Annotated in this window: 19 protein-coding genes; 13 read left to right on the top strand and 6 right to left on the bottom strand. The window is 43.3% G+C overall.

Translation table 11 applies throughout. From position 1 onward, the window contains the following. The first annotated feature begins 147 nt into the window (after nucleotides 1–147). On the top strand, nucleotides 148–1,584 hold the full coding sequence (gene rsmF / locus R7044_RS21235; RefSeq protein ID WP_225455795.1) for a 16S rRNA (cytosine(1407)-C(5))-methyltransferase RsmF: 1,437 nt from the start codon (nucleotides 148–150) through the stop codon (nucleotides 1,582–1,584). A gap of 283 nt (nucleotides 1,585–1,867) precedes the next feature. Here the strand turns inward: rsmF and R7044_RS21230 are convergent, their stop codons facing one another. Next, nucleotides 1,868–2,701: a S1 RNA-binding domain-containing protein gene (locus tag R7044_RS21230; protein WP_042523003.1), complete on the bottom strand. Its 834-nt coding sequence runs from the start codon at nucleotides 2,699–2,701 to the stop codon at nucleotides 1,868–1,870. Nucleotides 2,702–2,893: 192 nt separating this feature from the next. Between R7044_RS21230 and R7044_RS21225 the strand changes: the two genes are divergently transcribed. Beyond that, nucleotides 2,894–4,246 carry a hypothetical protein gene (locus R7044_RS21225; RefSeq protein ID WP_005377421.1) on the top strand — a complete coding sequence of 451 codons (1,353 nt, stop codon included), beginning with the start codon at nucleotides 2,894–2,896 and terminating at the stop codon, nucleotides 4,244–4,246. A gap of 33 nt (nucleotides 4,247–4,279) precedes the next feature. Here the strand turns inward: R7044_RS21225 and R7044_RS21220 are convergent, their stop codons facing one another. Further along, nucleotides 4,280–4,777 (bottom strand): DUF4442 domain-containing protein, encoded by a 498-nt coding sequence (locus R7044_RS21220; RefSeq protein WP_005377418.1) that lies wholly within the window; start codon nucleotides 4,775–4,777, stop codon nucleotides 4,280–4,282. Between the two features lie 372 nt (nucleotides 4,778–5,149). On the opposite strand from R7044_RS21220, the gene R7044_RS21215 reads away from it, so the two are divergent. After that, the gene (locus tag R7044_RS21215) at nucleotides 5,150–6,208 is read left to right on the top strand and encodes a 3-deoxy-7-phosphoheptulonate synthase (RefSeq protein ID WP_005390197.1); all 1,059 of its coding nucleotides are present in this window, start codon (nucleotides 5,150–5,152) and stop codon (nucleotides 6,206–6,208) included. A gap of 21 nt (nucleotides 6,209–6,229) precedes the next feature. Beyond that, nucleotides 6,230–6,712 (top strand): YajQ family cyclic di-GMP-binding protein, encoded by a 483-nt coding sequence (locus R7044_RS21210; RefSeq protein WP_005377415.1) that lies wholly within the window; start codon nucleotides 6,230–6,232, stop codon nucleotides 6,710–6,712. A 102-nt stretch (nucleotides 6,713–6,814) separates the two neighbouring features. Here the strand turns inward: R7044_RS21210 and R7044_RS21205 are convergent, their stop codons facing one another. Beyond that, nucleotides 6,815–7,735 carry a bifunctional precorrin-2 dehydrogenase/sirohydrochlorin ferrochelatase gene (locus R7044_RS21205; protein WP_033905330.1) on the bottom strand — a complete coding sequence of 307 codons (921 nt, stop codon included), beginning with the start codon at nucleotides 7,733–7,735 and terminating at the stop codon, nucleotides 6,815–6,817. A 460-nt stretch (nucleotides 7,736–8,195) separates the two neighbouring features. Between R7044_RS21205 and R7044_RS21200 the strand changes: the two genes are divergently transcribed. The 6 genes from R7044_RS21200 to R7044_RS21175 all read left to right on the top strand — a co-directional run bounded on the left by R7044_RS21200 (nucleotide 8,196) and on the right by R7044_RS21175 (nucleotide 13,432). Next, nucleotides 8,196–9,224, top strand: coding sequence for an amino acid ABC transporter substrate-binding protein (locus tag R7044_RS21200; protein WP_033905331.1), 1,029 nt, complete (start codon nucleotides 8,196–8,198; stop codon nucleotides 9,222–9,224). A gap of 73 nt (nucleotides 9,225–9,297) precedes the next feature. Then, complete coding sequence (locus R7044_RS21195) at nucleotides 9,298–9,423, top strand: hypothetical protein (protein ID WP_258516054.1); 126 nt, start codon at nucleotides 9,298–9,300, stop codon at nucleotides 9,421–9,423. A gap of 19 nt (nucleotides 9,424–9,442) precedes the next feature. After that, nucleotides 9,443–10,648: an amino acid ABC transporter permease gene (locus tag R7044_RS21190; RefSeq protein ID WP_033905332.1), complete on the top strand. Its 1,206-nt coding sequence runs from the start codon at nucleotides 9,443–9,445 to the stop codon at nucleotides 10,646–10,648. Nucleotide 10,649: 1 nt separating this feature from the next. After that, nucleotides 10,650–11,747 carry an amino acid ABC transporter permease gene (locus R7044_RS21185; protein WP_005389988.1) on the top strand — a complete coding sequence of 366 codons (1,098 nt, stop codon included), beginning with the start codon at nucleotides 10,650–10,652 and terminating at the stop codon, nucleotides 11,745–11,747. Nucleotides 11,748–11,770: 23 nt separating this feature from the next. Next, complete coding sequence (locus R7044_RS21180; RefSeq protein WP_017634609.1) at nucleotides 11,771–12,520, top strand: amino acid ABC transporter ATP-binding protein; 750 nt, start codon at nucleotides 11,771–11,773, stop codon at nucleotides 12,518–12,520. 249 nt (nucleotides 12,521–12,769) lie between these two features. After that, the gene (locus tag R7044_RS21175) at nucleotides 12,770–13,432 is read left to right on the top strand and encodes a Bax inhibitor-1/YccA family protein (RefSeq protein ID WP_025766607.1); all 663 of its coding nucleotides are present in this window, start codon (nucleotides 12,770–12,772) and stop codon (nucleotides 13,430–13,432) included. Between the two features lie 76 nt (nucleotides 13,433–13,508). On the opposite strand, the gene R7044_RS21170 is transcribed toward R7044_RS21175, so the two are convergent. Next, on the bottom strand, nucleotides 13,509–13,883 hold the full coding sequence (locus R7044_RS21170; RefSeq protein WP_005377398.1) for a chromosome partitioning protein ParB: 375 nt from the start codon (nucleotides 13,881–13,883) through the stop codon (nucleotides 13,509–13,511). Between the two features lie 408 nt (nucleotides 13,884–14,291). Between R7044_RS21170 and R7044_RS21165 the strand changes: the two genes are divergently transcribed. Beyond that, nucleotides 14,292–14,621 carry a TusE/DsrC/DsvC family sulfur relay protein gene (locus tag R7044_RS21165; RefSeq protein ID WP_005377396.1) on the top strand — a complete coding sequence of 110 codons (330 nt, stop codon included), beginning with the start codon at nucleotides 14,292–14,294 and terminating at the stop codon, nucleotides 14,619–14,621. Between the two features lie 2 nt (nucleotides 14,622–14,623). Here R7044_RS21165 and yccX read toward each other — a convergent pair whose 3' ends face one another. Further along, nucleotides 14,624–14,896 carry an acylphosphatase gene (gene yccX / locus R7044_RS21160; RefSeq protein ID WP_033905335.1) on the bottom strand — a complete coding sequence of 91 codons (273 nt, stop codon included), beginning with the start codon at nucleotides 14,894–14,896 and terminating at the stop codon, nucleotides 14,624–14,626. Between the two features lie 90 nt (nucleotides 14,897–14,986). Here yccX and R7044_RS21155 point away from each other — a divergent pair, with 90 nt between their 5' ends. Both R7044_RS21155 and R7044_RS21150 read left to right on the top strand, forming a co-directional pair. After that, on the top strand, nucleotides 14,987–16,390 hold the full coding sequence (locus R7044_RS21155) for a methyl-accepting chemotaxis protein (RefSeq protein WP_033905337.1): 1,404 nt from the start codon (nucleotides 14,987–14,989) through the stop codon (nucleotides 16,388–16,390). 160 nt (nucleotides 16,391–16,550) lie between these two features. Beyond that, on the top strand, nucleotides 16,551–17,744 hold the full coding sequence (locus R7044_RS21150) for a class I SAM-dependent methyltransferase (RefSeq protein WP_025766603.1): 1,194 nt from the start codon (nucleotides 16,551–16,553) through the stop codon (nucleotides 17,742–17,744). Between the two features lie 53 nt (nucleotides 17,745–17,797). Here R7044_RS21150 and R7044_RS21145 read toward each other — a convergent pair. Continuing rightward, nucleotides 17,798–21,137 (bottom strand): VWA domain-containing protein (locus R7044_RS21145; RefSeq protein WP_225455794.1); only part of this gene is annotated, 3,340 nt, incomplete at its 5' end.

The following is a 21,137-nucleotide window of genomic DNA, read 5'->3' as shown; positions in this document are numbered from 1 at the left end:
AAAGCTCAATTCACGTACAATTGAAGTTTGATCACTTTAAAAGAGCAGCAATCGCTGCTCTTTTTTATTGCTCGGCCCTTGTCACTATTCGTTTCTGCTTCGCTTTCGTATATTATTTGCCACAAATTCTGCAAACGAGATCCCACATTGCATCCTAATGTTTACATCCCAGACGCGTTTCTGGAAAAAATCCAAACTATCCTTCCTGCTCACCTCAACATGGAAGACTTTATCGCGTCGTGCCAAAAGCCACTGCGCAAAAGTATTCGAGTTAATACGTTGAAGATCAGTGTTGAAGCGTTTCTAGAACGAGCAGAAACAAAAGGCTGGAAGCTTTCTCCTGTGCCTTGGTGTGACACAGGTTTTTGGATTGAAGCGGATGAGTCAGTTGTACCATTAGGCAACACAGCAGAACACATGTCTGGCTTATTCTACATTCAAGAAGCCAGTTCGATGATGCCGGTATCTGCTCTGTTTATGAATGGTGAATCTTACGATGCCGTGTTAGATACCGCAGCCGCTCCAGGCTCAAAAACCACTCAAATTGCAGCTTTAATGAACAACGAAGGTGTACTTGTGGCCAATGAATACGCCGCAAGTCGTGTAAAAGTACTGCACGCTAATGTGGAACGTTGTGGGGTACTTAACGCCGCACTAAGTAACTTCGATGGACGCGTTTTTGGCGGTTGGCTACCAGAACAATTTGATGCGGTTTTGCTCGACGCGCCTTGCTCTGGAGAAGGCACCGTTCGCAAAGACGAAGATGCGATGAAAAACTGGACGCAAGCTTCCGTACTCGACATCGCTGACACACAGAAAGATCTTATTGAAAGCGCCTTCCATGCATTAAAGCCCGGTGGTGTGATGGTTTACTCAACATGTACGCTCAGTACAGAAGAAAACCAACAAGTTTGTCAACACTTGAAAGAAACCTTTGGGGATGCTGTAGAGTTTGAAAGCCTTGAGAACTTGTTTGAAAACGCAGAGGCAGCTCTAACTGAAGAAGGCTTTTTGCATATTTTCCCACAGGTCTACGACTGTGAAGGGTTCTTTGTTGCAAGAATTCGCAAACAGGCTGCTGTTGAGGCGCCAGAAGTCAAAAAGCGCATGGGGAAATTCCCCTTTGCTAAAACGTCAAAAAAAGAATCGACAGAAATTGCTCAACAACTCCAAAGCGCGTTAGGTATTAAACTTCCAAATGACAGTTCTGTATGGCTTCGCGATAAAGATGTCTGGTTATTCCCTAATGATTTAGAAGCGATGATCGGCGAATTACGCTTCTCCCGTATGGGTATAAAGATCGCTGAAGCCCATAAAAATGGCTACCGTTGGCAACACCAAGTCGCGACTGCCCTGGCGACAGGTTCTGAAAGCAACGCCATTGAACTCAGTATTGAAGAAGCGCGCGAATGGTACATGGGGCGTGATGTTCGCCCACAAACCATTCCTGAGGGAATGAAAACAGGTAAAGGCGAAGTGCTTGTCACCTATCAAGGCGCAGTTATTGGCCTTGGCAAGTGGGTAAGCAACCGAATAAAGAATGGTCTCCCTCGCGAATTAGTACGAGATAAGAACTTATTTTAAAAGACGTAACGAACCATAAATAAATGAAAAGCCATCGTATTTGCGATGGCTTTTTAATTCGTAAGTATGAAAGCAAGTGGGCTCGCTAGCGATCCGGACACGCTGTACTAAACTAGTTGTATCAAAGTAATGCTTTGATGTGGCATTTCTCTCTATGTTCACCAACAAAATTATTGTTGGACAAGTTTAGCGCAGGCTCTGCGGAGCCGTTTCCCCTAGGCCCAAAAAAAGGAAAAGTTTGGGCCGTTTTTTTGGCTGTAGTTCCACTATACGTGAGTTTGGACTACGCTATACGAATACCGTCTTTCTCAATGACAATTTTACCCTGCTTGTATAAGCCACCGATGGTCTTTTTATAAGTCCCTTTACTTGTGCGGAAAGCATCAAAAATCGCTTCAGGAGAAGACTTGTCATTCAAAGGCAAAAATCCGCCTTTCTTCTCTAGCAAGTCAAGGATCTTACTAGAAAGATCGTCCATTTTCGCCACACCGACTTTTTGTAGAGCAAGGTCGATTTTGCCATCTTCACGAATGTGCTTAATAAAGCCTTTCAGCTTTTTACCGATGTAAAGCTTACCAAAAACATCCGATGGGAAAATCATGCCCCAATGCTTACCGTTAACGATAGCTTTATAACCAAGTTGACTACGCTCTGCGATGATCAAATCAACTTGCTCGTTAACTTCATAATTCGCTGGAGTTTTATCTAACCATTTATTGAACTTAGTCGTACCAACAATGCGACCTGACGCTTTGTCGGTATAAACATACACTAAAATGGTTTGTCCGGCAGAGAAGCGAGTGCGTTGCTCACTAAAAGGAATCAGTAAGTCCTTTTCTTTGATGCCCCAATTTACAAAAGCACCTGTCGCATTCACACCCTCAATCTTCATTAAACCCCACTCACCCACTTGGGCAATTGGTCTTTCAATGGTCGCAGCAAGTTGGCTTTCTGAATCGAAGTACAGAAATACGTCTACATGCTCACCAATTTCAGTACCCTCTGGTACATACTTACTAGGTAGTAGAACAGAACCGTAATCATCGCCATCCAGAAATACGCCAAAATCAGCCTTTTTAATGACTTCTAAGCTGTTAATTTGACCAATTTTAATCATTGATTTTGTCTCTTTTTAAATTTACGTGGAATTATACCTAAACTAACAAGAAAATCAGAGAGAAAAGCATAGTGCTCTGTTATGCTGTTGTCGTTCAGCTATATGCCCCAGTCACTCTTTTAGCACTCTTATACTTACCTGCTCAACGGAACGCATAAGTTAAGAATGCTTTAGCAAAGTCAGGAGCTTTCTTTGGTCACCGTCGATAAACAAGACTCAATAACATTAAAAATCAGTCATGCACTCGCAAAGAGCAAAAGTGTCGACCTAGATATTTACTTTTTTATACCTGGTGAGCTTGGTTTAAACGCCGATATCATCAGTGAATCCGAATTTTATTACACCTCAATCACACAGCAACGATCTTATTACAGTACTGAAATCCTTCTTCCGCTAGTACACAGTCGACTTGCCAAACGTGGACGCCTGTCGAATCAGCAATACCGAGTAAGTTTGAGTTTGTTCGCTTACCAATACGTTATCGCGCTAGACAAAGCGGTAGCAAGTTTAAACAAGCATGAGAACAACTCCGTAACGGAAGATGAAGTGGACGAAGTTATCGAGCTCACGCTTGAGATCTTAAAGCGCTTGCGGCGTTCTATTCCTTATGAAGAGAACTTAAAACGCTACTACGTTAACATCGATAACTATCTGTCTTGGTATACCGAGCAAAAGTTCCTGTCACTGGTGGCCCATCTACCACGTGAAGGCGACTATGGCACGATCAAAAAGCGTCTGATCACGCTATGTGAGAAAGAGCAAGCCCATCGTAAACTCAACAAATACAACTCATCAAGAGTCGTTGAAGACGTTACTCGCCTATCTAACAAAATGCGCTTGCTAAGGCGATTGATTGAACACCCTATCGTGCTTCGTGAAGAAACCATATCGATGGGTAACAACATTAAGCGCGCTATCAAAGGTATTGCAACCGGTTTAGTGATGGTTGTCGTGACCTCGACCGTGATTCTCGCTCGCGATTATCTGGGGGAAATTTCTGCCTCATTCATTATCGCGATGTCTTTTATTTACGCTTTACGAGAAATCTTTAAAGATGATTTACGCGATGCCATGTGGCGATGGATCCGTAAAGGCAAACCAAAATGGCGTAAGAAGTACGTTGATCCAACGACGAAAAAAGTGGTTGGCAAAAAATTGGAGTGGCTCGATTATCGTACCTTAAGTAGCTTGCCGGATAAGATTCAAAGAATACGTAAAAAACGCGTCGTTCAACGTGAAGAGCAGATTCTTCATTATCACGAGAAAACCGAAATGGCGACCTCTCTTTTCTTGAGTGGTTACGAACAAACGAGAGAAACATTGAACATCAGTTTGCGCCCTATCATCCGCTTGATGGATAAAAGCTCAAACCGAGTTTACCGTTTAAATGAAGGTCAAGTAACCAAAGAGTCAGTAGAGAAACGTCATTTGCTCAATGTGATTGTCAAAGAGGACAACCACACCGATGAGCCTGTTTATTACCGCTGGAAAGTGGTCTTAAATCGCTCCAAAATCGTCTCTATCGAGAAGATTGAACTCAATTAAGCCAACGCCTTTAAACAAACGAGCCACAAACCACTAGGCAGCCTCTTTTCTTTGTTGGGCTGCTTTTTTTATCGAAAGAGTAAGCGAAAATTCAGCCATTGGCTCGTCACCATGTAAGTTAGGACACAGCGCGACAATTTTTACGTCACGATTTACTCGTTCACCCGTTGCCAAGGTGTGCTCGAGCATCTCATCAATGACATGACCATCGTTACAAACAAAGTGCACATCGGCTTCCGGGCGCTTTAAAAACTCGGCTTTCACACCTTTAAATGCTAGCGAGATCGCTTCTCCCTTTTCTTGCGCTTTACTCATAGCAAGAAAACCACCAGCAACATCAGCGCCAACGGCTAAAGCGCCGAAATACATGCTATTCAGGTGGTTCTTCGTTCTTCTGCGCAATGGGATACGAACCTCAACATGCTTGCTATCTATCGCAATGATTTTAGGGTGGCAAAGCCAAATCAGCGGCACTTTTGAAAAGCCAAACAGATTTAGATACAAATTCGCACGACGTAGAGCTGATAACATTTTGGTCTCCTTACCAATCTAGTCAGACCAGTTAATCAACGAAAGAAATAGATGTCAAAGAAATGTTAACAAAAGCTCGATCTCACGAGTTATTTAACCCTCAGGAAGTGACAGCGTCACCCGTGAGGTATGAAGTTTATCGCAGTTACTTAGATTACCTTACAGCGAGATAGATAAAATGGTTATAAATTCAAATGTATATATATTGATTTAATGATCAAGTTTTGTCATTTATACATAAGTCATTTAAATGAATACCTACACCTTTGTATACAATTCGGTATTTCCTGGCGAAGATTCCCGTGAAACGGTTTATTCCTGCCTGTAATTCCGTTATCTTTACCCCTTCGCAATAGAGAATAAAGCTATAACATGCCTATAAAAACAGATGAATTGAGAACCCAACCTTTGGGTCCAATGCCTACCCCAGCAGAGCTAGGTAGTGTACATCCTATTACGGATGACGTTGCAGACCGTATCGCTCAATCTCGTCGTCAGATTGAAAACATTTTATCGGGTGAAGACGATCGCCTTCTTGCGATTGTAGGTCCGTGTTCTGTTCACGACACTGAAGCTGCCATTGATTACGCCACTCGCCTGAGTGAAATCCAAGACAAGTACAAAGACGAACTGTTTATCGTGATGCGTACTTACTTTGAAAAGCCTCGTACAGTAGTTGGTTGGAAAGGTTTGATTACGGACCCTAACCTAGATGGTTCTTACGCACTTGAAGCTGGTCTTCATAAAGCTCGTAAACTACTACTGGATATCAACAAGCTTGGTCTTGCGACTGCTACTGAGTTTCTTGATATGATCACTGGCCAATACATCGCGGATTTGATCACTTGGGGCGCGATTGGTGCTCGCACAACGGAATCACAAATTCACCGTGAAATGGCGTCGGCACTATCTTGCCCAGTTGGTTTCAAAAATGGCACAAATGGCAACGTAAAAATTGCAATTGATGCAATTCGCGCATCGAAAGCATCGCATTACTTCTACTCGCCAGATAAGAACGGTCGAATGACGGTTTACCGCACAAGTGGCAACCCTTACGGTCATATTATTCTGCGCGGTGGAGAAAAAGGCCCTAACTTTGATGAAGCATCAGTCAAACAAGCATGTGATGCTTTAGCTGAGTTTGGATTGCCACAACGTTTGGTTGTGGATTTCAGCCATGCAAACTGTCAGAAGCAACACAGAAAACAAATCGACGTAGCTCAAGACATTTGTAACCAAATTAAGTCAGGCAGCACTCGTATTGCGGGTATCATGGCTGAAAGCTTTATTCTTGAAGGCAATCAGCCAATGACTGACATCAATAACCTAACGTATGGTCAGTCTATTACAGATCCATGCCTAGGTTGGGAAGACACTGCTACAATGCTAGATATGCTGGCAAGCGCTGTTAAGTCCCGAAAGTCCCTATAACAAAATAATCAAGGAATCTTCATGCCATCGTTTGATATTGTTTCTGAAATCGATACGGTTGAACTACGTAACGCCGTTGATAACGCTAACCGTGAATTGTCTACTCGTTTCGATTTCCGCAACGTAAATGCGAGCTTTGAGCTAGTAGAAGAAAACGTAAAAATGTCTGCGGAAGGTGACTTCCAACTTAAGCAAATGCGCGACATTTTACGCGGCCACTTAGCGAAGCGTAACATTGACGCGAACGCAATGGATGCACAAGACCCAGACGTTACTGGTAAAAACTGGCACCAAACTCTGCTTTTCCGTCAAGGTATTGATACTCCAACGGCGAAAAAAGTAGTGAAACTTATCAAAGACGCAAAGTTAAAAGTACAAGCTTCTATTCAAGGCGACAAAGTACGTGTTACTGGTAAGAAACGCGACGACCTGCAAGCGACAATGGCAGCGATTCGTGAAGCAGAGATGGGTATCCCATTCCAGTTTAACAACTTCCGTGATTAATCAATCTGAGAAGTAAGTAAAAACGCCAGCGCATAATCCGCTGGCGTTTTTTATTGGCTTTTGTGTAACGAACTACGTATCCACTTTTAGCATTTGGCATTGCTAGATAACCAAGTCCTGCCCTTGCAGCAATACGAATTCGCTCGTTCCTTGCGGTATGAACACGCAAATTCGAAGCTTTTCAGCTTTAGCCTTGGCCAGCATATCCGAAAGCTCAGCAGCGCTCGAGAAAGCTTCTCTTTCTGCATCTCTGCGTATTAGTTCTAACACATTCGCTTCACATCGAGTTGAGTACAGAGCCAGCTCCGCTTGTTGCATATAGCGTACGGCTTTTATTGGCAACATCTCAACATCTTTCCCAACATGTATCCAAGTACAACTTCCCTTTTCATCTAAAGGTGTTGCCATGGTCGCTTGGTAAATTGCTTCTAACTCACGATTATCTCGCGCGTTTTCCACCTCGGGATTCGAGAAAAATTGCTCCCAAAACTTGCGGCGTAAATCGACGCTAGGCAGTGCCTCTTTAATTGAGTTTCGCTTTGAGTTAGCAAAATCCGCCATCAACCCCATGTTTTGTGGCAGTATCGATTCAAGCTTTTCACGGATGTTTCGAATTAAAACTGGCGAAGCTCCACCACTAGAGATAGCGATTTGGATGCGGCCACGATTAATCATTGACGGCGTGATGAAATCACAATAAGGCTTATCATCCACAACGTTAACCAAGATGCCTAGCTCTTTGGCATCTTTGTACACTTGGTGATTTAGCTCAGGATTGTCTGTCGTCGCCCACACTTGAACAAAGTTTTTAGTGACAATGTCACTCGAATAGAAACGTTGTACCCAGCGCAGTTGATGCTCAGAAGCAAGCTTAGACAGAAAATCAACCAACGTCGGAGAAACGATAGTCACATCCGCCCCAGCCTTTAGCAACGCTTCCACCTTTCGGCTTGCCACCTCACCGCCACCCACGACGAGAACGGGTTTATTAATTAAATCTAAGAACAGAGGAAAATATCGCATTTCAATCCATGATTACTCTAATTAGCTGTTGTAGACCATGCTACCAAAAATGGGGCAAGCTCATCACCCTGTTTCGGTATCACAAATAATTTTTGTTTGAATTTTTACTGAACTTCACCTTGCTCAGCTAATGACAGTTTTAATAACAACTTTTTATTCTTTTGTATTGTTCACTCTTCTATTGATTGTTCTGATGCACCAAATTGTCCATGAATTGCACTATTTACAAACAATTAACATTTCGTCATTCTAAATCTCAAGGCACTTTGTAAGTTCTCTCAAAACTTCATTTAAATTATATATTTGAGAATTAACAGATCCTTTCCTACGCTTATAACTGGTTGATCTATCGAATGCCGTTTCTTCGAAAATCAATCACGTAGGACGATAACTCTAACGAATTGGACACGTTATTTCAGGTCACTCCTGATTAAACATGGATCATACAGGAAGGATACAAATGGCAAATAAACTCACAGTTCTTGCTTCCGTCGTAGCGGCTTCTACTGCGATGATGGCAACATCAGCTCAAGCAGCAGACACTACTCTGGACAAAGTCACAAAACAAGGTTTTCTTACTTGTGGCGTAAGTACCGGTCTACCTGGTTTCTCTAACCCTAACTCAAAAGGCGAATGGGAAGGTATCGACGTAGAATATTGCCAAGCACTGGCTGCAGCCGTTCTTGGGGATAAAACGAAAGTTAAATATGTACCCCTAACCGCAAAAGAACGTTTCACTGCGCTTCAATCTGGTGAGATTGATGTGCTTTCCCGTAACACGACCTGGACTCTCCACCGTGACACTGCACTGGGCCTAAACTTCGTAGGTGTGAACTACTACGACGGTCAAGGCTTTATGGTGAAGAAGGAACTTGGTATATCAAGTGCTAAAGAGCTTGATGGTGCGTCGGTATGTGTTCAATCAGGTACAACAACCGAGCTAAACCTTGCAGATTATTTCCGCAACCAAGGCATGGCGTACAAACCAGTGGTATTCGACACAGCGGCGCAAACTTCGAAAGGTTTTGATGCGGGACGCTGTGACGTATTAACAACTGACCAATCTGGCCTTTATGCACTACGTTTGAATTTGAAAGATCCGTCCTCTGCGGCCGTTCTTCCAGAAATCATCTCTAAAGAGCCACTAGGTCCAGTCGTTCGTCAAGGCGATGATCAATGGTTTAACATCGCTAAGTGGACATTGTCTGCGATGATTAACGCTGAAGAATACGGTATTAGTTCGAAGAATGCGGATGAAATGCTGAAGTCAACAGATCCAAACATCAAGCGTATCCTCGGTGTTGATGGCCCTAAAGGCAAAGGGTTGGGTATCCGCGACGATTGGGGCTACCAGGTTATCAAACAAGTTGGTAACTATGGTGAAAGCTTCGAACGTACAGTCGGTACTGGTTCGCCGTTAGAAATCTCTCGTGGCGTTAATGCGCTATGGAATTCAGGCGGCTTTATGTACGCGCCACCAATCCGATAGAAAGAGTTAATCAGGGCGGTTCATGCCGCCCTTTTTCTTGATTATATCTCACTGTATGAGTAAGGATCGCTCATTGGATGGCGAAAAGCGCTCGCTTGGTGGAACGGCTTTAAAGGTTCGTATGTCACCAGACATGAGAGCGTTATTCTTTAGCCAGCAAGGACGAAACTTCGTTATACAGGCCGATATCTATAACTAAGGTTTGAGGTTATCGCTGTATGAAACCGACACAAGATACATCGCCAAGTACGATGTCCAAACCAAGCGGAAGCAAGAGCCTGATTTATAATCCTGCCTTTCGTTCTGCTATTTTCCAGATCATTGCCATTGCTGCACTGGTATTTTTCTTTTACACGATTGTAAACAACGCTCTCAATAACTTAGATGCTCGTGGTATTGCAACGGGCTTCGGTTTTCTGAATCAAGAAGCCGGGTTTGGTATTGGGTTAACATTAATTGAATACGATGAAACGTACTCTTACGGTAGAACATTTATCATCGGCCTTCTTAATACGGCGTTAGTCTCCGTATTAGGTATTATTCTGGCTACTGTGATTGGCTTTACCATGGGGGTTGCCCGCCTTTCTTCTAACTGGTTAGTTAGTCGTTTAGCGGCAGTTTATATCGAAACTTTCCGAAATATCCCCCTTCTTCTGCAAATATTCTTCTGGTATTTCGCTGTTCTTCAAGCATTACCCTCACCACGCCAAAGCTTAAGTCTTGGTGAAGCTATTTTCCTGAACGTTCGTGGCTTATATTTCCCTGCACCGACTATGGAACCTGGCAGTAGCTACGTTATTGCCGCGTTAATCTTCGGGGTAATCGCAAGCTTATTAATTAATGTATGGGCGAATAATAAGCAACGTCTCACTGGGCAACAAACCCCAATGGGAAGAATAGTTTTGGGTTTAGTTGTTGGCCTTCCATTGGTTGTGTACTTCCTTGCTGGTATGCCAATTTCACTGAATTATCCTGAACTAAAAGGGTTTAACTTCCGAGGTGGTATTAGCATTATTCCTGAATTGGCTGCGCTACTTTTGGCATTGAGTGTTTATACAGCTTCTTTCATTGCTGAGATTGTGCGCTCTGGTATTAATGCGGTTAGCCATGGTCAAACCGAAGCAGCGATGTCGCTAGGCTTACCACGCTCGAAAACTTTAAAGCTTGTTGTCATTCCTCAAGCGTTACGAATTATTATTCCACCTTTAACCAGTCAATATCTCAACCTCACCAAAAACTCATCGTTAGCGATGGCGATTGGTTACCCAGATCTTGTCTCTGTGTTTGCTGGTACTACCCTGAACCAAACGGGACAAGCGATTGAGATCATTGCGATGACGATGGGCGTGTACTTGACATTAAGTCTGATTACGTCTGCATTAATGAACTTGTATAACCGTAAAGTCGCGCTGGTGGAGAGATAATATGAGTACTCATCAATTTCAACCGGATCTCCCGCCACCCGCCAATACTGTAGGCTTCGTTGGTTGGATGCGGAAAAATCTATTTAATGGCCCTATCAATTCCATTGTTACTGTCATTCTTGCGTATATTGTCGTAACTGCAATATGGTATATCGTGGATTGGGCGTTTATTAACGCAGACTGGATTGGCTCAACGCGTGACGACTGTAGCCGAGATGGTGCTTGCTGGGTATTTATCAGCGTGCGCTGGGAGCAGTTCATGTATGGTTTTTATCCAGAGTCCGAACTATGGCGCCCTCGCCTGTTCTATATCACATTAGCCATATTTACTGTTTTACTCGCGTATGAGAAGACACCGAAACGGATGTGGATTTGGCTTTTCTTCGTAAACATCTACCCATTCATCATCGCTGGACTTTTATACGGTGGTGTCTTTGGACTAGAAGTGGTAGATACACACAAGTGGGGTGGACTACTCGTTACGCTCATTATTGCGCTAGTTGGTATCGTAGTTTCATTGCCAATTGGTGTGGTGCTTGCGCTTGGTAGACGTTCAGAGATGCCGATCATTCGCAGCATTTGTACCGTCTACATTGAAGTTTGGCGTGGCGTTCCTCTGATTACGGTTTTGTTCATGGCTTCGGTTATGCTTCCATTGTTTATGTCTGAAGGCTCAGAGACAGATAAACTGATTCGCGCCCTTATAGGTGTGGTTATGTTTGCCTCCGCTTACATGGCAGAAGTGGTACGCGGTGGTCTACAAGCCATTCCGAAAGGTCAATATGAAGCCGCTGATGCGCTTGGGTTAAGTTACTGGAAAAAGACTGGGCTGATTATCTTGCCACAGGCGCTAAAGATTACTATTCCTTCTATCGTGAACACCTTCATCGGTTTGTTTAAAGACACCAGTTTGGTACTCATCATTGGCATGTTTGACGTACTCGGTATAGGACAAGCAGCAAATACCGACCCTGAATGGTTAGGTTTTGCTACAGAAAGTTATGTATTTGTCGCGTTAGTGTTTTGGGTGTTTTGTTTTGGCATGTCGCGCTATTCGATATGGCTTGAAAACAAACTTCATACCGGTCACAAACGATAACTCATCAAGATCAAGGACGTATTATGACGCAACAACAAGACTACATGATCCAATTGAAGGACATGAATAAATGGTATGGTGAGTTTCACGTACTAAAAAATATTAACCTCGACGTTAAGCGCGGCGAGAAAATCGTTATCTGTGGTCCATCAGGGTCGGGAAAATCAACGATGATTCGCTGTATTAACCGTCTTGAAGAGCACCAAACAGGCAGCATTTACGTCTCTGGTACGGAATTAACTGAAGACTTAAAGAACATTGAAGCAGTACGCCGAGAAGTGGGCATGTGCTTTCAACACTTTAATCTCTTCCCTCATTTAACCGTACTGGAAAACTGTACGCTCGCGCCTATCTGGGTGAAGAAGATGCCAAAAGATGAGGCAGAAGCAGTTGCGATGAAATATCTGGAACGTGTAAAAATTCCAGACCAAGCGGAGAAGTATCCCGGTCAGCTGTCTGGTGGCCAGCAACAACGTGTGGCGATTGCTCGCTCTTTGTGTATGAACCCTAAAGTCATGCTTTTTGATGAGCCAACATCTGCACTCGACCCGGAAATGGTTCGCGAAGTACTGGATGTAATGGTCGAACTCGCCGAGGAAGGCATGACTATGCTATGTGTGACACATGAAATGGGCTTTGCTAAAGAGGTTGCCGATCGCGTGATATTCATGGACGCAGGAGAGATCATCGAAGAAAACAACCCTGTTGATTTCTTCGAAAATCCTCAATCGGATAGGACCCAAAATTTCCTAGCGCAAATCTTACACCACTAAGATTTAGCCGAATCGACATAAAAAAGCACTGGTTTCTATGAAGCCAGTGCTTTTTGTTACTAAATTCAAAAATCTGTGTAAGAATCAACATAGCTATGCTAGGCAGTAATATTGTGTTACAAGTTGCCAAATACATAACATCTTATTTCTATTATTATTTTATCTAAATTACGTATGGTTAGGGCTTGATTTTTTGAACTTTCAATCCCATAAATGTACTTAAAAGAAAGTCTCTTATCGAGGAAGATTATGAACAGTCCAATGTTTACCCGCACTTCAACTCAAGAAAGTGCTCTACAAACGAACAAAGTATTGCGTAATACTTACGCTCTACTTTCAATGACACTTTTATGGTCGGCAGTCGTTGCTGGCGTTGCAATGGCATTTAACCTTCCACATCCAGGTATCATCCTAATGCTGGTTGGTTTCTACGGCCTATTATTCTTAACAGAGAAAAACCGTAACAACAGTCTTGGCCTTGTGTTTACGTTCCTATTTACTGGCTTCTTAGGTTACACCGTTGGCCCTATTCTAAACATGTACATTGGTGCAGGCATGGGCGATATCGTATTAACCGCACTCGGTGGTACGGCACTATCTTTCATGGCAGCATCGGCATACGCACTAACAACGAAACGTGACCTATCGATGATGGGTGGCTTAATGCTATCACTATTTGTTGTGCTGGTTGTGGGCATGATTGCAAGCTTCTTTATTCAATCAACCCTCTTACACTTGGCGTTGAGCAGCTTGTTTATCATTTTCTCTACTATGGCGATCCTGATGACAACACAAAGCATTATTCGTGGCGGTGAAACAAACTACATCTCTGCGACAGTAACTTTGTATGTATCAATCTACAACATCTTCATCAGCCTACTAAGCATTCTAGGTATTATGAACGACGATTAATCGTTTCTCGTTAAGTAGAATAAAAAAGCCCGAAGGTAATTCCTTCGGGCTTTTTCTTTGTGTGCAATTCAGTGTATTACGCCTGCTCTACTGACAACTCGATAACTTCGTCAGCTTCTGGATTTTCTCTAAAGCGTCTCACTTTGATCGTTTCCTCTCCTAACATGATTTGCTTGGCGATTCGGTGCATACCGTCAAAAACACGATAGTCACTGGTTAAGATTACCGGATACGACAAATCAGCATTGTTGATTCGTTGGCAATGTTTTGCAATTTCACGGCAGGTTGGCTGTGGCCCTTCATGACTAAACCAAGTCACTTCATTTGGGCCTTTGATATCATCAATCGAAATTTCTTCTACAGGTAAGGATTCTGCAAGTTGCCAAATACGCTCGATGGACCAAGTGGATTTTACATTGTCATTAATCTCAATGTAACGTTGTTTCGACATGACTAACTCCTTGTCATCATTGTTGTTTCTAACCTGAATACAGGCTTTTCATCAATCAAAGAGAATATCGGTCTATGAAAACAAACACAACGTTGTCAGCTATTCATTCACCCTTAAAATCCCATAATCAGACAAGTAGCCAAGAAAAAACCAAAACAAAAATGAATAAGCCTGGGTATCCATGCAATTTCGTTGGTACTCACCCCGTAAAATTTCTAACAAACTGAATAGTTTCCTATTTATTTGAATAAAAGAGCATTTATATCAAAGTGCCTAGCTCAGTCAAAAACACTCACCATTTTGTACGCTTTTGATTCGCTCGATACGACTTCGAGATTCTTTTGTTGAGAACATTCTCGGCTGTCGCTAATCTATAAACATCCATGTTTACTTAACGGATAAAACGTTATGTTCGTTTACAACGGCAAAGAAATTGAAACGGATGCTCAAGGCTACTTATTGGATCATACTCAATGGGAAGAAGGTATGATTGAGCTTTTAGCAAAAGAAGAAGACATCGAGCTTACGGATGCTCATTTGGAAGTTGTGCATTTTGTGCGAGACTTTTATGAAGAGTTTAATACCTCCCCTGCAGTGCGTATGCTTGTGAAAGCGATGGAAAAAGCGCACGGCCCAGAAAAAGGTAATAGTAAGTATCTATTCAAGCTGTTTAAAAAGGGGCCAGCCAAACAAGCAACCAAATTAGCCGGCCTACCAAAGCCAGCTAAATGCTTGTAGATTCATAAAATTTTAAAACCGCGTAACGGCTTATACGACGCAGGCTCCTGCATCACATGCTCTACTGTTGCCGTTCGCGGTCCTTCTTGTAACCATTTCGAAAACGCAACTATTTGCGCGTCTGTTCCACACGCCATCACTTCAACATCACCATTGTTTAGGTTCTTCGCATAACCTGTTAACCCTAGCTTCAATCCTTGATGGGAAGTATGGTAACGAAAGCCCACGCCTTGAACATGACCTTTTACTATAAATCTCTCACACTTTACGTTCATCTTTGTACCGCTTCTTTTTACTGAGTGATATATTCTTTTCGTCTATTCACCCCACTAAGGATAGTGGGTTTTTGCACGGTTATTATAATTATGAAAGAAATTCCATTCCGCTGGATTGATAAGTATCTCATTCACTTAAAGATTCAAGAAAAGTTCTATTTGCTCTTCGTTCTCCCTCTTCTTGCTTTAGTCATTCTCACTCTCGTCCTTAATAGCGCGGCTAATACACTGATCTCAAGTATGTACCAAGAAGAGCTCATGCTTATGAAAGGTCTGATAGAGGCAGGCAATCTTTCTCAATCTCAAGTAGCAAGCCTCATAGCGGGTTCAGAAACCGTTTCTATTGGCTCTGGTCCGCAATCCGTGTCTGTTTTAAATGGTGCGTACAGTTTGGTTGCGAACCATGAACTTTCTTTATGGACTGCCCTATCAACGACTCAAGTGAGCATCATCTGTGTGAGCTTGTTTATTCTCGCTCTTGGTGTTTACTACATCATGACGTTTATTGGCGGCGCGATGTTCACGATGAACAAAGCATTAAACACTCTTGCTGGTGGCGACTTAACTGCGAGAATGAACTTCTTCCCTGTTCGCGACGAGTTTAGTGAAATTGCTATTACGATAGACAAAGTTGCAGAACGAGAGCAACAAATGGTGCTGTCGATTCAAGAGTCTGTGGCGTTAATGCAACAAATTAGCTCAGACCTGAATCAATCGATTCATCACAGTTCAGATATTTCAGCGACTCAGCAGGAACACCTCAACTCTCTTGCGAGTGCAACTGAACAGATGGCATCAACGATTCGAGAAGTCGCGACACTAGCTCACGATTCAAGCACGCAAACCGATGATGCACGTAACGTGGCTCAGTCTGGACAAGTGAAAGTTGAGAATACGCTTCACTCGATTTCGAACCTCTCTAATGAGATTCAATCTGCGTCTCAAGCAGTAGCGGAGTTAGATGCTAATGCCGCACAAATTGATGAAGTCGTGACAACCATTAATGGGATTTCCGAGCAAACTAACCTACTTGCATTGAACGCAGCCATTGAAGCAGCACGTGCTGGAGAACAAGGTCGTGGATTTGCGGTCGTTGCGGATGAGGTTCGCGCTCTTGCGGGACGCACTCAGCAAGCGACAGTTGAAATCCAAACGATGATTGAATCGTTACAGCGTAACAGCCAGTCGCTTACTAAGCTGATGGAAGTGACAGTTAATAATGCAAATGAGGGACAAAACCTCATGACGGAAGTGAATCACGAAATCGGCTCTTTGGCAGATAAAAATCAAACTATCTCCGACAGTAGCATTCAAATTGCAACAGCAGCTGAAGAGCAAGGTGTAGTCGCGGACAATATCGCCTCAAGCGTTGAAGAAATTCGAGTTCAAGCAGATAACGTGTGCAATATGATAAGCACGACTTCACAAAACGTTGATCAACTGCGTAAGCAAAGCGACACAATGGAGTCGCTACTGACTGGACTTAAAGCATAGCAACGGAATCTGTTACAGCAAATTCAAATAAAAGGGTCACTTTAGTGACCTTTTTGTATTTAAAAGTCACTACAATGTACTGGATTGCCGAGGGATATTGCTTTTACCATTCACATCCCGGACAATACGCCCCTTTCAAAATTCAACAAGAGCTAATGAAATGACAGCTGCTATCTATTTGGTTAAAGGTCGTGAGAAATCGGTCAAGCGCAAGCACCCTTGGATCTTCTCTCGAGGCATCAACAAAGTTGAGGGCGAACCTGCTCTTGGCGAAACGGTTGATGTATTCACTCACGACGGTAAATGGCTAGCTAAAGCGGCATATTCGCCAGCTTCACAAATTCGTGCTCGTATTTGGAGTTTTGATAAAGAAGAAATCGACACCGCGTTTTTCGTTAAACGACTTAAAGACGCACAACTTCTTCGTGAAGACATTATCGAACGTGATGGCCTTACGGGTTATCGCCTTATCGCAGCAGAGTCTGACGGCTTACCAGGCGTTACGATCGACCGTTACCAAAATTTCTTTGTGTGCCAACTTCTCAGTGCTGGCGCAGAACACAATAAGCAGGCTATTGTTGACGCTCTGGTTGAGTGCTTCCCTGATTGTAATGTGTACGAGCGCTCTGACGTGGCCGTTCGTAAAAAAGAAGGTTTAAAAGAGAGCACGGGCGTCTTGCACGGCGAAGAGCCACCTAAATCAGTCGTCATCGAAGAAAATGGCGTAAAGATTAGTGTAGATATCGTTGGCGGACACAAAACAGGTTTCTACCTAGATCAACGTGATAGTCGCCAGCAAGCGATGAAATATATGAAAGGCAAAGAAGTTCTTAACTGCTTCTCTTACACAGGTGGCTTCGGACTTTACGCTCTAAAAGGTGATGCAAAGCGTGTGATTAACGCTGACGTGTCGCAACCTGCTTTAGATACCGCAAAATTCAACGCAGAGCTAAACGAGTTTGATATTTCGAAGAAGCGTGCCGTGTTCCTAAATGCAGACGTGTTTAAGCTGCTTCGTGAGTATCGTGATCAAGGAACTCAGTTCGATGTTGTGATCATGGACCCACCGAAGTTCGCAGAGAGCAAAGCACAACTAAACGGCGCATGTCGTGGTTACAAAGACATCAACATGCTAGCAATGCAAATTCTAAAACCGGGCGGCACGCTACTAACCTACTCGTGCTCTGGCTTGATGGATCAAGTTCTGTTCCAGAAAATCATCGCTGATGCAGCCGTAGATGCTAACCGCCAAGTAAAGTTTGTGGAGCGTTTTGAACAAGCCGCTGACCACCCAACCGATACCGCATATCCAGAAGGTTTCTACTTAAAAGGTTTTGCATGTAAAGTGCTTTAGGCTACGAATAAGTAAGACAAAGCAGAAGAAAAGGGCCTACTGGCCCTTTTTCATTATGGCTCTAAGTTAACCTTAGTTAGTGCGGATAACACATCTCTCTCAAAGTCCGCATTTCCCACGATTAAATCACTAAACTCTGTCGCCCCGTTTTCTATTACGATAGTTTGAATTGAGTTTCCATCGTTATGGGTTATTTCTAGAGATAAGTCATCGCCATCAATGTTCAAGTCAATACTATTGAGAAGTTCTTCTATCGTATTGTGCCCTGCATCTTCAACGACTTCACTCAGATCTAAGGTGTCCAAATCTCTCTCAAAACCTCTAATTAGATCTGTTCCTGTATCCAAGGAGTCGTTGACCCATTTAAAGACATCTGCCTCGTTATCATTACCGATCAAGATGTCATGACTTACGTCCACTTCAGCTTCAATAATATTTGCAGAGCCATTACTTGAAGCATTTACTCCTCCGTTTTCATCAATAACGAATTGCAGGGTGTTCTCACTTTGATCACCATCGTTATCCGTCAATACATAATCGAAGTCTAACGTTTCAACTGTATCACCCACCGCACCATAAAATGCATACGCACCGTCGTTTAAGTCGATTTCCAGAGTATGTTTGCTGTCGATATAGATAGTAAGCTGCATCGTTGTGTCGTCAAATGCATGCGAAATACCATCGTTATTTTCAGTTACTATTAGGTCTGAACCATCAAACGAATAAGTGACACCGTCATGTTCTATTTCGCTAATATAACCACCATCTGCACCAATACCTGTATCTGGAGAAGTGGTATACATCAAGTTCCCCCCAACAGGTTGAATCACTGACTGCAACATAACCGGAGGTAATTGAGTTACGTCAGGAACCACAACACCATCAAGGTCTTGATTCAAAAAGCCATCATATGCTACGCGATCTAATTGCTCCGGCATAAGATTAACGCCCATACCATACGCTAGGGCTGTTATCTGATTATCAGGATCGGTTAGGTGATCAATCCAACTCTGCTCGCGAGCGTCGTTTATAAATGATGACGCAGGGTTTGGCTGACCATCTGACAAGAAGTAACTAACATTCGACGCACTGGTTAACTTACCTACATCATCCCATGACTGTTTTGCTTCATTTAGCGCGTTGTTATAGTTAGTCGCGCCACCCGCAGTTAGCGTCTCAATATACGCTTTGGCCTCCTCGACCGTCAGCCACGTCGCAGCACCTATAGCGTAAGTGGATGCTGTACTGCTATAAGTAATAATTTGAACTCGCGTTTGACCGATAGACTCATATTGATTCAATAACTGAGTTGCCGAATCTTTCATTATCTGCAAGCGATTATCCGTTCGCATAGAACCCGAGACATCCATTATGAGCTGAACGTTGGCACTTTCTTTAGTTTCTGCAACTACATCGTGAATAATAGATGCAGAATCTGGTGAGTCATCTTCCACAATAACGTTGACCGTTGTGGAGTTAGTAAGACCACGAGCATTCGAGACAAGCACAGGCACCTCAATATTTAAGGTGTCTTCTCCAGATGGGTTGGAGTGATCAATCGGACCAAGAAGCTCCGTAGATACCACTCCAGTATCATTGACTGATATTTTGATAACCTCTTCACCGTTCGCTGAACCGATAAGCATTTGGTCGTTATTTGATAACGTCCACGTTACAGAGATACCGTTACTAGTAAGAGCTGTAGATGGTTCACTGAGCGTAACAGAATCAACGGTTTGACCCAGCGTCAATTGTTCTACATCAGTACTCGAGTCAGTTGTGTCATCAAAGCCGTTTAGAGCAGAGTCATCAGCAATGGCGTTGCTTAAGCCTTCCTCAGAAACGTTTAGTGTTACACCTTCTACAATTGGTGGGGCGTAAGGGTTGACAGAAAAGTACCCCGTTTTACTGTCGCCATCATTATCAGTAATAGTGTAGTTAAAATCGATATCCCCATCGCCATAAGGTGAGGTCAAAGGCAAGTATTGGAAGAACTCCCATTTTCCAGTGCTAGGTGTAAGTTGAACTTCGAATGCAAGCTCTCCATCAGCCTCTGCAATCAGTCTATTAGAGTTTTGTGGATCGACGTATATCAACACGTCTTTACCATCTAGAGTCTCTAAACCAGCCTCACCTCCATTTAAGACTATAGAACCAGGGCCATCAGCTCCATATACAGCACCGAGGTTCCCATCCGCACTAGCAATTGGCACGCCAGAGTACGCACCTGTAAAGGTTATTGATTTAACGGTAAAGTCACTGTTGTCTTCAGTATCCGGGCCATTGCCATTACTGGTCGCCTCGAGGATGATTTTATCAAAGCCTCCCTGTTGAACATTGAAATTTGCCGCGTAATCACCACTGCTTGCGTCAGAGCTGAACGATTGCTGAGCAATTAATACACCATCTCTATAAAAAGATGCGATTCCTTTCTCAAGTTCACCACCAAACATTTTCTCAAATTCTATTTCTGCTCCGTAAGCAACTTTATTGCCTAAGTCTATGATTAACTGCTCTGATACACCCTCATTACCCGCGAATCGATAATCGACTTCGTTTTCTAATTGGAAGCCGTTGTTACCAGAACTTTTAACGCCAATCCCTTCTGATGATTGATTGATTTCAGCTGTTCCCAGCATCACAGATTCGTCAGACACAAAACCGTTTGCAGTCACAACAACGTCCCCAAATGTTCGACTGGTTGCGTCTGCCTCACTTCCTGCAAAATCTATGCGCCCTGTCAGAACGTTAGGTGCACCAGTAAGCGACACATCGACGGGTTGAACAACCACAGGCACGTATGGGCAATCATCTTCAACGGCCACATTTAAGCTTTGAGATGTTGTTGTTTGTCCATCACTTACAGAAATCTGTAAATCAAAGTTGATGATGTCTTCCACATCATTAACAGGATGATCAAGTGGCTCAAACAGAGTGATAGTATAGTCCCAAGAACCTTGACCTGAAGCTGAAGGCTCGCTCAGCACAACAGTAGCAACAATGCTCAGGTGAGCAGTTTTCGCAGTCAGCGTTTGAGTACTGTTGTCCCACGTCCACGATATAGGCTCCCCTCCTGATGTTAGGTTGTTAGGGCCTGCCAATACCACTGAAACATTCGCCGTGTCTGGATCGGCAACTGTGAATGTTCCTGAGAAACTTGCGGAGTTAGTAGTGTCAGAAGGGGATCCTGTATTATCAGGGATACCATTAGCTAAACCTTCTTCCGAAACAACTGCATTCACAACATTTGAAATAGAAGGAGGAGCATCATTATCAATAATCGTCGCCATACCCGTATCACTGCCTTGTACTGCGGCAATGCCGGTTACTGTCACACTGAAATCTTCAGGGCCTTCATAAACGGCGTCATCAATGGAAGCAATGCGCACATCA

This window comes from Vibrio sp. 1402 (assembly GCF_033340275.1).
The sequence above is the reverse complement of the archived record's forward strand: the minus strand, read 5'-3'. Positions and strand labels throughout refer to the sequence as shown.